This window comes from Pannonibacter anstelovis (genome assembly GCF_036881715.1).
GTDB classification, from domain to species: Bacteria; Pseudomonadota; Alphaproteobacteria; order Rhizobiales; family Stappiaceae; genus Pannonibacter; species Pannonibacter anstelovis.
In genome coordinates, this window is record NZ_JBAKBF010000008.1 from 25,770 (window position 1) to 40,434 (window position 14,665).

Annotated in this window: 13 protein-coding genes; 7 read left to right on the forward strand and 6 right to left on the reverse strand. The window is 62.3% G+C overall.

Features of this window, described 5'->3' with window-relative positions; translation table 11 throughout:
- Window positions 1-79: 79 nt before the first annotated feature.
- The 3 genes from V6L75_RS13285 to V6L75_RS13295 are packed head-to-tail and all read left to right on the forward strand — an operon-like array spanning window position 80 to window position 3,056.
- On the forward strand, window positions 80-1,120 hold the full coding sequence (locus V6L75_RS13285; RefSeq protein ID WP_334251979.1) for a glycosyltransferase family 2 protein: 1,041 nt from the start codon (window positions 80-82) through the stop codon (window positions 1,118-1,120).
- A complete protein-coding gene (locus V6L75_RS13290) occupies window positions 1,117-1,551 on the forward strand; it encodes a GtrA family protein (protein WP_334251980.1) in 435 nt (144 codons plus the stop codon). The genes V6L75_RS13285 and V6L75_RS13290 overlap by 4 nt, the downstream gene beginning before the upstream one ends.
- Before the next feature lie 11 nt (window positions 1,552-1,562).
- Complete coding sequence (locus V6L75_RS13295; RefSeq protein ID WP_334251981.1) at window positions 1,563-3,056, forward strand: glycosyltransferase family 39 protein; 1,494 nt, start codon at window positions 1,563-1,565, stop codon at window positions 3,054-3,056.
- Between the two features lie 166 nt (window positions 3,057-3,222).
- On the opposite strand, the gene V6L75_RS13300 is transcribed toward V6L75_RS13295, so the two are convergent.
- Together V6L75_RS13300 and V6L75_RS13305 are read right to left on the reverse strand one after the other, a co-directional pair.
- Window positions 3,223-3,843 carry a L,D-transpeptidase gene (locus V6L75_RS13300; protein ID WP_334251982.1) on the reverse strand — a complete coding sequence of 207 codons (621 nt, stop codon included), beginning with the start codon at window positions 3,841-3,843 and terminating at the stop codon, window positions 3,223-3,225.
- A 137-nt stretch (window positions 3,844-3,980) separates the two neighbouring features.
- Window positions 3,981-4,910, reverse strand: coding sequence for a sugar kinase (locus V6L75_RS13305; RefSeq protein ID WP_334251983.1), 930 nt, complete (start codon window positions 4,908-4,910; stop codon window positions 3,981-3,983).
- A gap of 203 nt (window positions 4,911-5,113) precedes the next feature.
- Between V6L75_RS13305 and V6L75_RS13310 the strand changes: the two genes are divergently transcribed.
- Complete coding sequence (locus V6L75_RS13310) at window positions 5,114-5,908, forward strand: alpha/beta fold hydrolase (RefSeq protein WP_334251984.1); 795 nt, start codon at window positions 5,114-5,116, stop codon at window positions 5,906-5,908.
- 15 nt (window positions 5,909-5,923) lie between these two features.
- Here the strand turns inward: V6L75_RS13310 and V6L75_RS13315 are convergent, their stop codons facing one another.
- Together V6L75_RS13315 and V6L75_RS13320 are read right to left on the reverse strand one after the other, a co-directional pair.
- Window positions 5,924-7,108: an NAD(P)/FAD-dependent oxidoreductase gene (locus V6L75_RS13315; protein WP_334251985.1), complete on the reverse strand. Its 1,185-nt coding sequence runs from the start codon at window positions 7,106-7,108 to the stop codon at window positions 5,924-5,926.
- 231 nt (window positions 7,109-7,339) lie between these two features.
- Window positions 7,340-9,280, reverse strand: a complete 1,941-nt coding sequence (locus V6L75_RS13320) for a methyl-accepting chemotaxis protein (RefSeq protein ID WP_334251986.1) — start codon at window positions 9,278-9,280, stop codon at window positions 7,340-7,342.
- Window positions 9,281-9,545: 265 nt separating this feature from the next.
- On the opposite strand from V6L75_RS13320, the gene V6L75_RS13325 reads away from it, so the two are divergent.
- On the forward strand, window positions 9,546-10,424 hold the full coding sequence (locus V6L75_RS13325) for a DMT family transporter (protein WP_334251987.1): 879 nt from the start codon (window positions 9,546-9,548) through the stop codon (window positions 10,422-10,424).
- On the opposite strand, the gene V6L75_RS13330 is transcribed toward V6L75_RS13325, so the two are convergent.
- Entirely contained in the window at window positions 10,396-11,289 is an 894-nt protein-coding gene (locus V6L75_RS13330) for a YihY/virulence factor BrkB family protein (protein WP_334251988.1), read from the reverse strand. The two genes, V6L75_RS13325 and V6L75_RS13330, sit on opposite strands and share 29 nt — an antisense overlap.
- A gap of 170 nt (window positions 11,290-11,459) precedes the next feature.
- Between V6L75_RS13330 and V6L75_RS13335 the strand changes: the two genes are divergently transcribed.
- Window positions 11,460-13,166 (forward strand): acyl-CoA dehydrogenase family protein, encoded by a 1,707-nt coding sequence (locus tag V6L75_RS13335; RefSeq protein ID WP_334251989.1) that lies wholly within the window; start codon window positions 11,460-11,462, stop codon window positions 13,164-13,166.
- A gap of 91 nt (window positions 13,167-13,257) precedes the next feature.
- On the opposite strand, the gene V6L75_RS13340 is transcribed toward V6L75_RS13335, so the two are convergent.
- A complete protein-coding gene (locus V6L75_RS13340; RefSeq protein ID WP_334251990.1) occupies window positions 13,258-13,863 on the reverse strand; it encodes a TetR/AcrR family transcriptional regulator in 606 nt (201 codons plus the stop codon).
- 134 nt (window positions 13,864-13,997) lie between these two features.
- On the opposite strand from V6L75_RS13340, the gene V6L75_RS13345 reads away from it, so the two are divergent.
- Window positions 13,998-14,576 carry an NAD(P)H-dependent oxidoreductase gene (locus V6L75_RS13345; RefSeq protein WP_334251991.1) on the forward strand — a complete coding sequence of 193 codons (579 nt, stop codon included), beginning with the start codon at window positions 13,998-14,000 and terminating at the stop codon, window positions 14,574-14,576.
- The last annotated feature ends 89 nt before the right edge of the window (window positions 14,577-14,665 follow it).

A 14,665-nucleotide genomic window follows, 5' to 3' on the forward strand; every position in this document is an offset into this window, starting at 1 on the left:
CGTCTTGAGAGCCAGCAGGCCTGCGTTTGCAAGAGACAGCGCGAACCTGGCTGAAACCTGAAAGTGGGACGCCTTTGCCATGGACATCCAGTCCGAAGCGGCCAGTCAATCCGTGTATCTGGAACGGCGCGCGGCAAGACGCCCCTCCCGCCCTCTCCTGTCCATCGTCGTACCCGTCTACAATGAGGCGGAGGTGCTGGAGATCTTCCTCGCCGAGACGCAAGCTGTTCTCGCCGGGCTGGCCGTGGTGAGCGAATTCATCTTCATTGATGACGGCAGCAGCGACGATACGGCCCGCATCATCTGCCGCTATCTGTCGGAGGGCCTTCCTGGGAAGCTGATCGGCCTTTCGCGCAATTTCGGCAAGGAGGCCGCCCTCACCGCAGGCCTTGACCATGCCAAGGGTGACATTCTCGTCATTCTCGACGCGGATTTACAGGATCCGCCCGGTCTCATCCCCGAAATGCTGGAACTCTGGAAGCAGGGCTATGACGTGATCTACGGCCTCAGGGTGGACAGGTCGCAGGACACGCTGATGAAGCGCAGCACGGCCAGCATGTTCTACCGGCTCTTCGACCGGCTGACGAGCATCCACATGCCGGCCAATGCGGGAGACTTCCGCCTGATCGACCGCAGCGTGGCAGAGTCCCTCGGGCGCCTGCCGGAGCGCAGCCGCTTTATGAAAGGCCTTTTTGCCTGGGTTGGCCACCCCACCACCTTCGTCCCTTACGAGCGGCCGTCACGTCGGGCCGGGAAAGGCAAGTGGAACTACTGGAAGCTCTGGAACTTCGCCCTTGACGGCCTTGCCAGCTTCACCAGCGTGCCCCTGCGGGTCTGGCTCTATTGCGGCGGGCTCATCGCAACAGCGGCATTTGCCTATGCCATGGTTCTGGTGGCACGGGTCATCCTCTATGGCATCGATGTGCCGGGCTATGCCTCGCTGATGGTGAGTGTCCTGTTCTTCTCGGGGTTGCAATTGCTGTCCATCGGCATCATTGGCGAATACGTTGGGCGGCTCTTCATAGAAACGAAGCAGCGGCCGGTCTATCTGGTGCAGGACATCATTGAATCGTCCGCAACACCAGCTGATGCAAAGCCCTCTGGCGGGGAGAGCGCATGATGACCCGGGAACGGCAGCAGCGGCTTTTGCGCGAGTTCGCCACCATCGCCCGTTTCGGCATTGTCGGCGTGTCGGCCGCCGTTGTTCATGCCTCCGTGGCCATTGGCCTGCTGGAGCTGGCCCATGTGCCGCCGATGCCCTCCAACATCGGCGGATTTTTGGTGGCGTTCATCGTCTCCTTCACCGGACATCATGTCTGGAGCTTCCGGTCGGCGGATGAGGTTCAGACCGGCCAGCGCATGCGCCGCTTCTTCGTGCTGGCTGCCGCCGGCTTCGTGCTGAACAACGGCGCACTGGCAGCCCTGCTGAACTTCACCCGGGTGCCCGGTGCGGTGGGCATCGTCATTGCGATCTTCGTGGTTCCGCCGCTCACCTTCCTGGGCGCCCGGCTCTGGGCCTTTGCCGAACCGTCAAACTCCGCCTCCCGATGACCGGACGACCGATGATGTCAGCCGCCCGCGCAACCCTTCTCTACTGCCTTGCCATCTGCCTGCTCTGGGCGCTGGTGCCGAGTGTGCTGTTTCCCAATCCGCCGCTGGATGTGGTGGAGGGCTTTGCCTGGGGCCGGGATCTGGCGCTTGGCTATACCAAGCATCCGCCGCTGCAGGCCTGGCTGCTGGAGGCAAGCTATCATCTGACCGGCGGCCATGCCTTCGGCGCCTACTGGCTGAGCCAGATCTGCTACGCCCTCACCTATCTGGCGGTCTGGCTGCTGGGCCGGGACATGGGCCTTTCGCCCTGGCAGCGGTTCTGGGCCATTGCGGCCACCAGCTGTGCCTTCTACTTCACCCTGCCCGCGCCGGAGTTCAACCCGAACATCCTGCAGATCCCCATCTGGGCCGGCATGCTGCTGTTCTTCCACAGAGGCCTCCTCCGCGGGCGGCTGACAGACTGGCTGCTGCTGGGCGTCATTGCCGCACTCGGGCTCTATGCCAAGTACTTCGCGGGCCTTCTCATCGGCTGCATCGGGCTCTATGCCCTGACCTTCCGCGATGCCCGCCGCTGTCTCGCAACGCCCGGCCCCTACTTCGCCATGGCGATCGCACTGGCGCTTTTTGCGCCGCATGTCTGGTGGCTGCTGAAGACGGACTTTCTGACCTTCACCTATGCCGCAAGCCGCAGCGTTCCGGCGGAAAGCATTGCAGACCACATTCTCAATCCGGTCAACTTCCTGCTCGGCCAGTTTGGCAGCATGGCGCCGGTGCTGATCCCCATTTTCGCCGGGCTCGGTCTGGCGGGCCTGCGCGGCACTGCGCCTGAAGGCGAGACGCCCCGCGTCAGTTCGGTGGACCTGCGATTCCTGCTGTGGTTCACCCTGCTGCCGGCCCTTGTCGTGATGCTGGTCTCCGGCGTCACCGGCAGCGCCTTCAAGCAGATGTGGGGCGCGTCCATGTTCACGCTGGCAGGCCTCCTGCTGGTGCGATTTGCCTCAGCCCGCAACGGCGACTGGTCCATCCGCCGTGCTCTGACCGCTGCCGTTGTAGTGCAGGTGATCTTCCTCAGCGTTGCAGCAGGACAGGCGCTGGTGGAGCCGCTGATCAAGAAAAAGCCGACGCGCATTCACTTTCCCGGAGCGGAAGTGGCGGCTCAGGCTGAAACGGCCTGGCGCGAGGCAACCGGCACGCCGCTCACCTATGTGGCGGGCGACATGTGGCCTGCGGCCCATGTCACCCTATTCTCTCCAGACAGGCCGCATCTCTTCACCGATCACACCCCCGCGATTGCCCCATGGATCAGCATGGAGAATGTGAAGAAGAAGGGCGTTCTGGTGATCTGGACGGGAGACAGCGAAGTGCCCACAGGCTCGCTGGCCGCGCTTTATCCGGGCCGCCTGCGCGACGGCTTTGCCGACATTCCATATGCAGCCCCGGCCAAGTGGCCGCCGCTGCGCCTCAACTGGCTGATCATCCGGCCCGGCGAGGTTGCGGGAGGTTAAGGCCGCCTGTTGTTTGCTCCAGCCATCCCCCTTCTCTCCGTCCTGCCATGACTTGATCATGGCAGGACGAAACTAACGGACATTATTGTATTTTTCTCTGAAGCAGAAAGGCCGCACCAGTTGCCCGGCGCGGCCTTTTTTGCGTCTCGAAGGAGGTGTCAGAGCCTCAGCGGATCACCACCTTGGCGCCGACAGAGACCTCGCTGTAGAGGTGCTCCACGTCATCATTCCACATGCGAAAACAGCCGGAGGAGACGGCCTGGCCGATGCTCCAGTCCTCGTTGGTGCCATGGATGCGGTAAATGGTGTTGCCGAGATAAAGTGCGCGGGCACCCAGCGGATTCTCCGGGCCGCCAGCCATGAAGGCGGGAAGCTTGCGGCCCTTCTTGCGCTCACGGGCGATCATTTCCGGCGGCGGCGTCCAGCCCGGCCACTCGGCCTTGCGGGTAACCTTTTCCTCGCCCTTCCAGGTGAAGCCATCCCGCCCGACGCCGATGCCGTAACGCATGGCCTTGCCGTTCTCAAGCACGTGGTAGAGGCGGCGCTCCGTGGTGTCGACGATGATCGTGCCGGGTGCTTCGGGACCGTTGTAGGTTACCGTCTTGCGCTTGTATTCCCGGCGGGCGATCTTTGCCGCCACTTCCGGGGTCAGCTTCATTTCCAGCCACTGGCGTGTGACCGGATCAAAATAGGTGTTGTCATAAGCCGATGCTGGCATGGCGCAAAATGCGCTCAAGGCGATGCCGGCAGCAGCAGCCATGAAAGTCAGGCGGGACAGACGGTGCATGGAAAGGCTCGCTGGAAGGTTTCGGTTGGATCAAACACAGGAACGCAACGGGAGTGCCCGCACGGTGACGGGCTGAAACTCCAGTATTTCTAGCGTTTTCGTGGTGAAGAAACCGTTACATTTCCTGATGGAAGGCCTTAGGCGGCCTTGCCGGCGAGAAACGCTTCCACATCCGCCCGGCGCGGCAGAGGCGCAACGGCGCCATAGCCGGTGACGGAAAGGGCCGCTGCCGCATTGGCATAGGCAGCAGCTGCAAATGCATCGCCGCTGCGCAGGTATTCGGCCAGGAACGCACCGTCGAAGGCGTCGCCTGCGCCCGTCGCATCCACTGCCTTCACCTTATGGGCCGCCAGCGTCTCGCGGCGCTCTGCCGTAGCAACCAGCACACCATCGCCGCCCATGGTCAGCGCCACCACCTTGGCACCGAGACCAAGCAGTTCATCGGCGATGCCATCTGCATCCTGCGCATGGCAGATCTGGCGGGCATCATCGAGGCCCGGCAGGATGATATCCGTCATGCCGATGGTCGAGCGGATGACGGCACGGGCGCGGGCCAGCGGCCACAGCGCAAGGCGCAGGTTGGTGTCGTAGGAGATCAGGCCGCCTGCAGCGCGCACCTGCTCGACGGCAGCAAAGCAGGCGTCGCAGGCAGACGCTGAAATCGCCTGGCTGATGGCGGAGAAATGCAGCACGCGGGTGCTGGCCAGCATGTCCTTCGGCAGGTCGCGCGGCTGGTAGAGGCTCGCGGCAGAGCCTGCCCGGCGGTAGGAGAACCGGTGGCCATCAGAGCCATGGGTGACGAAATAGATGCCGGTCGGCGCATCCGGGTTTGCCTTGACCTCGCTGTCGTCAACGCCTTCGGCCTTCCACATGGCGCGCAGGCTGTCACCGAATACATCGGTGCCCAAAGCCGTCGCCAGCGCCACACGGGCACCCTGACGGGCCGCAGCAACAGCGGCGTTGGACACATCGCCGCCGAAACCGGGATGATAGGCACCACCGGCCTCATGCTGGTTCAGCTCAACCATGGGCTCGCCAAGGCAAACGATATCCACCGCGCTCGTCATCTGAAAATCACCCTGAAACAAAAAGGTTTGCCGCTTCTAGACCAGCCGGGCAGCCATGAGAAGCGTCTTTCAATCGATTTAATCTGCCAGCATATGCGAAGTCCATCCCTTTGGCCGTCATTGTGCCCGCCATTCGGGCGGCTAGGCAGATCAGAACGGGCCCATTATCTATAGGCAGTCACACCAAATTCCGGAAAGCCGCCATGTCCATCAGCCTGAAGCCCGATGTTCCCGCTCACCTGCCCTATGCCGAGCAGGGCACGGACCAGACTGGTACACCCCTGGTGCTGCTGCACGGCTTTGGTGGCGACCGGCAGGGCTGGCTGAACATCCAGACCGGCCTTTCCACCCGCCTGCGCAGCATCGCCTTTGACCTGCCGGGTCACGGCACGGCCGTGGGCTGGCCGCGCATTGGCAACGCAGGAATCTCGGCCAAGGCGGTCAGCCAGTCGCTGGACGCGCTGGGACTGGAAAAGGTGCATCTGGCCGGCCATTCCATGGGCGGCGCCGTTGCGGCGCTCATCGCGCTGCGCATGCCGGAGCGGATCGCAAGCCTGACGCTTGTTGGCCCTGGCGGCTTCGGCCCGCAAATCAACGCGGACCTGCTGCGCCGCTACGCGTCAGCTTCGGAAGAAGAGGACCTCGCAGCCTTGCTGCCGGAGTTCTTCGCCGCTTCCTTCCGCATGCCGCGCCAGCTTGCCCGCCATGCGTCAGAGGCCCGCTCACGCCCGGGCGCCATCGAAGCCCTGCAGGAGATCGTGGAAGAAATCCTTGACGGTGACGGGCAGAAAACCCTGCCACTCGATGATGTCGCCGCGCTGCCCTTGCCGGTTCAAGTGATCTGGGGCCTTGAAGACGGTGTGCTGCCCGTGAGCCAGAGCGAGGGCCTGCCAGGCGCAATCGCCGTGCACCGCCTCGCAGACACCGGCCACATGCCGCATCTTGAGCAGCCGCGCGACGTCATCCGTCTTCTCGCGGAGATCACCAGCGGGCATTGACGCCCGCCGGAACGTTCAGGCCGGAGGCAGCAGATCCTCGCGCCAGGCCTCGCCGATGGTCCGGCGGGCCATCATGTGCGAGCGCGGCGCGTTGACGCTGTCCACGGCGATCAGACGGCTGTCCTTCAGATAGGCGACATAGAACTTTGCCTCGGCGGGCTCGCCCACCGTGATCGTCTGATCATAGCCTTCGGACAGCCCCGCGATCTGCAGCTTGACGTGATACTGGTCGGACCAGAACCAGGGCAGCGGGTCATACTCTACTGGCTGGCCAAGAACAGCCTGCGCAACCGCCTTGGCCTGATCAATGGCATTCTGCACACTTTCCAGCCGCACATCCCGGCCATAGCGGCCTGAGCGGAAACGGGTGCAGTCACCGCAGGCATAAATGTCCGGATCGCTGGTGCGGCCAGAGGCATCGACAAGAATACCCCCATCCACATCCAGTCCGGCTTCCGCTGCAAGTTCGGTATTCGGCAATGCGCCAACGGCGATCAGCACCAGATCGGCATCGACGAAGCTGCCATCGGCAAGGCGCACGCCGGTCACTGCCGTTTCGCCTTCGATCCCGGCAACGCCCGCATTGAGGCGAAGGTCAACGCCCTGCTCCCGGTGCAGGCCTTCATAAAAAGCCGAGATCACCGGCGAGACGACGCGCTTGAGCACCCGGTCCTGCGCCTCGATGACGGTCACCGTCTTGCCCATGGCACGGGCGACAGCCGCAACTTCCAGACCGATGTAACCGGCACCAATCACGGCAAGCCGGGAATGGGCTGTGAGGGCCTTGCGGATGTGATCCACATCGGCAATGGACCGCAGGCTCAGAACACCGGCGAGTTCTGCGCCGGGCAGCGGCACCGACCGGGCGCGTGTGCCCGTCGCAATGATCAGCTTGCCATAGGCCAGCTCTTCACCGCTCGACAGAACCACGGTCTTGCCCGTCCGGTCGATGGCTGTCGCCTGGATACCCGTCCTCAGACCGATGTTCTGCGCTTCGTAGAAGGCCGCCGGGCGCAGCCACAGGCCTTCGGCATCAGTCTCGCCGGACAGGAATTTCTTGGACAGCGGCGGGCGCTGATAGGGGGGATGCGGCTCTTCACCCAGAAGATGGATGGCTCCTGCAAATCCGCCCTGGCGAAGGGACTGCGCCACCTGCGCGCCAGCCTGGCCCGCACCGATGATGACGATACTCTCCTGCATGACAACTCCCGGCCCGCGGCCCGATATATTCTCTGGAGCCTATCGATAGCGGGAAAAGCCGGGCAAGGCAAAGGCCCTTCCCGGACAAGCTTCACACAAGGTTCACGTGGGAGGATTTGACCGTAAAAAGAAAAACATGGGCAGGAAATCCCACCCATGTTTAAAGGACCGGCTCAGGCAGAATCACTCTGGTGCAAGCATTCTGGCCGCGCCGCCCCGGCCGCTCCCCGTTCAGGCGGCCCGCACACCTTCAAGGAAGCTGCGGATTTCCGTGCGCAGGACACCAGCCTGCTCGGACAGAAGCCGCGACAGGCGCTCAACTTCGTCTCCGCTGGACCGTACGTGCTGCGTTGCGCTGACAACGGCCGACATGCGGTCCGCCCCCTCCTCTGAGCGGCTGGACGCATCGGCGACATTGGCCGCAATCCCGCTGACAGCCGCCTCCTGCTGCTCGACGGCAGCCGCGACGGCAACAGCCAGATTGTCCATGTCGGAAATGATGTCCCGCACTTCCGAGATGGCGGTGACAGCACCGGCAGACGCATTCTGGATTGCCTCAACCTGAGCCGCAATATCCTCGGTTGCCTTCGACGTCTGGTTGGCGAGCGCCTTGACTTCAGCTGCGACGACCGCGAAGCCCTTGCCCGCCTCTCCGGCCCGTGCAGCTTCGATGGTGGCGTTAAGGGCGAGAAGGTTGGTCTGGTTGGCGATATCGCGGATCAGGCTCATGACAGCGCCGATACGGTCAGCCGCACTCGAAAGCGCCTGCATGGTGGAGAATGTGGATTCTGCACCGGAGACAGCCTGCTTGGCGACTTTCGTCGACCGGTCAGCCTGGCTGGCGATTTCCTTGATGGATGCGGCCAGCTCTTCCGTCGCACCTGCCGCAGATGTCACGTTCTGGGCCGCGACACGCACGCTCTGACCGGCATTACCGGCCTGTGCCGCCACTTCATCGGACGCATGCTCCACGGCGGACGACGCCTGGCCGAGATCCCTTGATGCGGCATCAAGGCTATCAAGAGCGCGCTGAACAGTTTGGTCGAAGGAGCCAATGATGGCTTCAAGGCGGCGCACCCGCTCGTCACGTGCTGCATTCTCTGCAGCCTGCGCTGCTTCAAGGCGGATACGCTCGGCCGCGTTGTCACGGAACACGCGGACGGTGCGCACCATCGCGGCAATTTCGTCGCGGGAATTGCTCTGCGGCAGTTCCACATCCGTCTGGCCGCTGGCAAGACGCTCCATGGAGGTCTGCAGGCGAGTCAGGGGACCGGACACGGAGCGGCCAATGGCAAAGGCAAGCGCCGGCAGCCCCAGCAGCATGGCCAGAATGATGCCGTAGACCACAAGCGAGGACAGCTGACGCACCTCGTCCAGCTGCGCAGCCGCTTCAGCGTCGCCTGCGCGTGCCGCACTGATCAGTGCATCAATATGCGGCGGCAGCAGCATGAACAGGTCTTCAACCAGAGTGATCTTGTCCGAGCGCACCACCAGCGCGTCCGCATAGGTGTCGAAGGCGGCCTTGTAAGCCGTCATGCTGGCTTCGATATCCGCCTTGACCTCATTGGGAATATAGGCACGGCCCAGAAGCTTCGTGAACATGGCAAAGGCGGTATCGAACTCGTCACGCGGCCCGCCGCCAGAAAGAGTGAACTTGCGCTCGGCCAGCTGCACTTCCATGACGGTGCGGGCGAGCTTCTCGAAGTCGGACGCGCCGCCGAACTTCAGCTCATCATTGATCCGGTTCTTCACCTGGTCTGCGAAGGTTGTCAGATCCGCCCTGAGGCCCGAGTTGCCGTCAAAGCCGATCTTCTCCTGAATGGCATGCAGCTCCCCGAAAGCGCCACCAATGGCAGACAGAGTATCCTTCACATCCGCCATCTCGTTTGCAAGTGGCTGAGCAGACGGCATCGCAGAAATCGAAGAAATTCCGGCGTCGGCCTTAGCAGCCTCAGCCTTGAAACTGTCAAAGACAGCAGCAGAGGGAGCCGAAAGATAGAACTTTTCCTCGATCTGCATCCGGTTGGCGACACCGGCAAAATCGTAGGCCGCACGCGCAAGGTTGGTGTTCGCCTCGGACGCCCGGAAGGCATCCTCCACTTTGGACTGGCTCCACCAGAAGGCAGCGCCCACCACCAGCAGGCCTATGGCCGTGATCAGACTGATAGACAAGATCCGCGCACGTACTGTAAGCCCGTTTGTGGACAAACCTCGCTCCCCGGTCTGTGCAGAAAGGCCCTGGTCTGGAAGGGTGTGTGTGTTCCGGGTCATTCAGACTTTTCCCATCAGGTGACAGCCGTTGCGCGCTGACCAGATATTCTAAGCAACAAGAGCAGTTAATGCAGACTGAATTCACAATCAGGAATCGGCGCCCTTACTGATTAAATTTTCACCACCCATGCACTCCATCACATCACGAACCGAAGCCCGGCGGCCCATGTCTATACAACCACATAAACTTGCCCCAGTTGCATTCATTTCACTTTGGTCAACCGGCTTCATCGGCTCCAAACTTGGCGCGCCGTTCATTGAGCCATTTGTTTTTCTGGCATTGAGATATGCCTTTGCCGTACCGTTGCTGATCGGCCTCGGTGTTTTGCTGGGATCCACCCGGAGACTGCCCGTCAGCGCCGCGATCCACTGCATGGTCACCGGCATTCTTGTGCACGGTATCTATCTGGGCGGAGTGTTCTGGGCCATCCGGCAGGGACTGCCCGCGGGCGCCGCAGCACTGATGGTCGGCCTGCAGCCGGTTGTGACCGCACTGGCAGCCGGATGGCTCTTGAAAGAACAGATCACCTGGCGCCACTGGCTGGGCTTTGCCGGTGGCTCTGCCGGCCTTTTGCTGGTGCTGCTGCCCAAGCTGGGCGCAGCAGCCTCCGGCATCACCTCCGTGACCGTCTCTGTTATGCTCGTATCGGTGATCGCGATCAGCCTGGGCACTGTCTATCAGAAGCGCTTCGTGCAGGGCGCGGACCATGTGACCGGCACCATCTGGCAATATGCCGGCGCCTTGCTCTTTACGGTGCCGCTGACCTTCACCGAAACCTGGGAGATCACCTGGTCGCCCCAGCTCATTTTCGCCATGGCCTGGCTTGTTCTGGTGCTGTCCATCGGTGCCATCCTGCTGCTGATGTACATGATCCGCACCGGATCAGCCGCAGAGGTCGGCTCGCTGTTCTATCTGGTGCCCGCAGCCACGACGCTGGAAAGCTACTTCCTGTTTGGCGAAACGCTGACCCTTGTACAGATCGCAGGCATGGTGCTGATCATGGCGGCGATCCTGTTCATCCGCCGGAAACCCCGCCCGGCGTGATCTGGCGCGCCGCCCTTCGCTGCGCCAGCAACCGCTGACGCAGGATGGCGGCGTTCAACTCGCCGCCAATCAGCAGCAGCACGGCAAGTATGTAGAGAAAGACCAGCGCCGACATGACGCCGGCCAGCCCTGCATAGGTGGAGACATAATCCGCGTAGCCCGCCAGATACCAGCCGAAGACCGCGCCACACGCCACCCAGAGCACAAGCGTCAGCACCACCCCCGGCAGGGCATCCATCATGCTGCGGCGCCCGGCCGGCAGCAGCCAGTGAATGGCATAAAGACCGGCAAAGCCGAGAAAACCGGCGATGACATAGCGGGTCAGGTGCAGTTCCTGGAACACGTCCGCCAGCCCCGGAAACCACTTGAGGGCTGCCGACAGCACCAGCGGCGCAAGCACCACGAGAAAGGTGAAGGCAATCAGCGCCACCGAACCAAGGATGACAATCAGGATCGCCTGCAGCCGCAGCCAGATGAAGGACCGCGTCTCCCGCACCCGGTAGGCGCGGTTAAGCGCCAGCCGCACTGCGCTGACCCCGTTGGAGGCAAACCACAGGGCCGCAACAGCGCCAAAGGTCAAGAGGTCACCACGGCGGACCGTCAGAACCTTGTTGATCTCATCTGCGACAGGGGCCGCAACAACCGGAGGCCAGGCATCGAAAATCAGCGCGGAGACCTGATCGGCCACGCCCGAAAGCCCCAGAAAACCGGTCAGCGCGGCGATGAAGATCAGGAACGGAAACAGGGCCAGCAGCGTCGAGAGCGCCACATGGCTGGCCATGGCCCAGCCGTCATCCGTGTTGAAGTGGCTGACTGCATCCCACAGGATGCGAAAGCTGACGGGCAGAGGCTTTATCAGTTTCATGTCCCCGATGTGGCCCGTTTGGCGTGCAGGCGTCAAGTGCATGTTGCCTCCGCGGCACTGCCTGCTTGGCCGAAAGGCGTAGAGGTGCGGCCTCGACAAAGCCGCAGGTGCAGCGCAACATGCTTTCCAGAATGCGACGCAACAAACAACAAATGCAAAGGGACGGACGGATGGGCATGGCTCTGGGACACAAGACAGCCAGTGAGGCAGCCGGTGAGGGCAGTGCAGTGGAGCATCTGTTTGCGCAAACGGGAGAGGCCGTAGCCGCGCTGGACACCCTGCTGGATGCAGCGGCACGCGCCGTTCGGGCGAAGGTGACGGACGGCAAGGGTCTGTCGGCAGAGGCCATGGACCGGCACCAGCATGCCACCCACGGGCTCGCCTGGCTTGCGACCTATGTGGAGGCCCTGCGGCAGATGGATGCCTATGGCAGCCGCCTGCTGGCCGAGGGCCGGCTTGGGCGCCTGGAGGAACTGACGATACGCCTCGGCTTCAGTGAGTATCTGGCGCAGGTTCTCGGCGGCATTCCGATGAATCAGGGCGAGTTCATCCGCCTTGCCAGCCTTGGCCTTGGAGAGGCGAACACCGCCGCCCTGCGGTCCTGTTCTGCCGGACTGATTGCGCAGGGCTCCAGTCCGGAACTGCGGGCAGAACTCGCAGAGCTCATCCGTCATCAGGAGGGTCACTCTGTCTTTGGCGACAGCGGACTTGATGAAACGCTGGAGCAGATCCGCACCGAAATGCGCCGCTTCGCCGAGGACAAGGTGAGCCCCCATGCGCATCAGTGGCACCTCGACAATGACTATATCCCGCTCGACGTCATCAACCAGATGGCGGAACTCGGTGTCTTCGGGCTGACCATTCCGGAGGAATACGGCGGGATGGGCCTCGGCAAGCAGAGCATGGTTGTTGTCTCGGAAGAGCTGTCCCGCGCCTATATCGGCGTCGGCTCGCTCGGCACACGCTCGGAAATTGCGGCAGAGCTGATCCTGTGCGGCGGCACGGAAGAGCAGAAAGCCTATTGGCTGCCGAAGATTGCCTCCGGCGAGATCCTGCCCACCGCCGTCTTCACCGAACCCAACACTGGCTCCGACCTTGCCTCGCTGCGCACCCGCGCCGTGAAGGAAGAGGACGTGTGGAAGATCCACGGCAACAAGACGTGGATCACCCATCCGGTGCGCGCCGACATCATGACGCTGCTGGCCCGCACCAACCCGGATGAGCCGGGCTACAAGGGCCTGTCCATGTTCATCGCCGAGAAGCCGCGCGGCTCGGATGAGGAGCCCTTCCCGGCCCCCGGCATGTCCGGCGGCGAAATCGAGGTGCTCGGCTACCGGGGCATGAAGGAATACGAGATCGCCTTCGACGGTTTCGAGGTGAAGGCAGAAAACCTGCTCGGCGGCGAGACCGGTCAGGGCTTCAAGCAGCTGATGCAGACCTTCGAGGGCGCCCGCATCCAGACCGCCGCCCGCGCCCTTGGCGTTGCACAGGCCGCACTCGACCTGGGACTTCGCTATGCACAGGAGCGTATCCAGTTCGGCAAGCCGCTGATCAGCTTTCCGCGCGTTTCCGACAAGCTGGCGCTCATGGCAGCCGAGCTGATGCTGGCCCGCCAGCTCACCTATTTCTCCGCCGCAGAAAAGGACTCTGGCCGGCGCTGCGATCTGGAAGCGGGCATGGCCAAGCTGCTGGGCGCGCGCGTGGCTTGGGCGGCGGCGGACAATGCCCTGCAGATCCACGGCGGTAACGGCTTTGCACTGGAGTATCAGATTTCCCGCGTGCTCTGCGACGCCCGCATCCTCAACATCTTTGAGGGCGCGGCTGAAATCCAGGCGCAAGTGATCGCCCGGCGCGTGCTGGAAACCCGGGCACTGTGACAGACTGAAGCGGTTGCCTCCCAGTACCAAACACACTTCAGGCCGCTGACCGGAAATCCGGCAGCGGCCCCTTTGTTCACGCCTCTCCCTGTCAGAGCAGGCGTGCCAGAAGCCCTTGCATAAGTTCGGTCTGCTGAATTTCGTCTGTGATATGACAAAGATTGAAACCAACGATGACGTGGTAATAGAAAGCCATCACACCCTGGGTCAGCACGGTCACCTCAGCTCCAGGACGCAGAGCGCCCCGCTCTGCCAGCACGCTCAGGGCGCGGCGGATTTCGGCCTCCATGCCAGAACAGGCCTCGATGAACTGCCGCGTATGCGGACCATCCTTCAGGGTCGACTGGATCAGAAGCAAACGCGCGAAGTCAGGGTCTTCGCGGTACAGCGCGAGCCAAGGCGAAAGCAGCGCCAGGATTTCCTTGCACGCATCGTTCCGTTGAGGATCAGCAGCAAGAGCATCGACGGTCTGGCGCAAATCTGTGGCCAGCGCCTCAAGTTGGCTAAGATGAAGGGCAATCAATAGGCTCGTCTTGCCGTCGAAATGGGCGAAGACCGTCGCTTTGGCAACGCCCGCCCGCATTGCAATCGCCTCCACACTCGTGGCCTCGAAGCTCTGTTCAGCGACCAATTCCTGCGCCGCCTCAAGGATTCGTCTGTGCGTTTCGACTGTGCGCTGCTGGCGGCGTCCTGCCATTCCTGTCCTGCCGTTTCAATTCGCGTGCCGGTTCGGCGGCCCATTTATTGACCACGGTCAAAGTATCATCTAAAGAAATTGACCACGGTCAATAAATGACGGCCTAGCCGTTGCAGCATGCCATGGAGGAACAATTGACAAAGCGGATCCTCATCCTGATTGGACATCCGGGAGAAACCAGTTTCACGGCATCGCTGGCACAAGCCTATGCCGAGGGCGCCAGGACAAAAGGCCATGAAGTCCGGATCATGGCACTTGCAGACATGCAGTTCGACCCGAACCTGGCCGGCGGTTACAACAGTATTCAGGCGCTGGAGCCCGGCCTTGTCACATTCCAAGAGGCGGTGACCTGGTGCAATCACCTTGCTATCGCCCATCCGCTTTGGTGGGGCATGATGCCGGCAAAGCTCAAAGGACTGTTCGACCGGGCCTTCCTTCCCGGATTTGCCTTCAAGTATCTCGAAACCAGCCCCTTTCCGGCTCAACTGCTCAAGGGCCGGAGCGCCGAAGTGCTGGTGGCCGCAGATACACCTGTCTGGTGGCTCTATCTTGTCTATCGCGCGGGCGGATACAGGGCATTGAAGAGACAGATCCTCGGCTTTTGCGGATTCAGCCCTGTGAAGTTCCGTACCTTTGCGCCAGTGCGTGGATCTTCTCTCGAAAAGCGCCAGTCGTGGCTGGACGAAGCCCGAAAGCTTGGGGCGAAGAACTGAGCCGGTTGCAGGCGTCGCAGCACATTCCCATATGTTTGGCTCTAAGGCAGTTCATAAGGACAAGCAATCAGGCGCAGGATAGGCGAAGC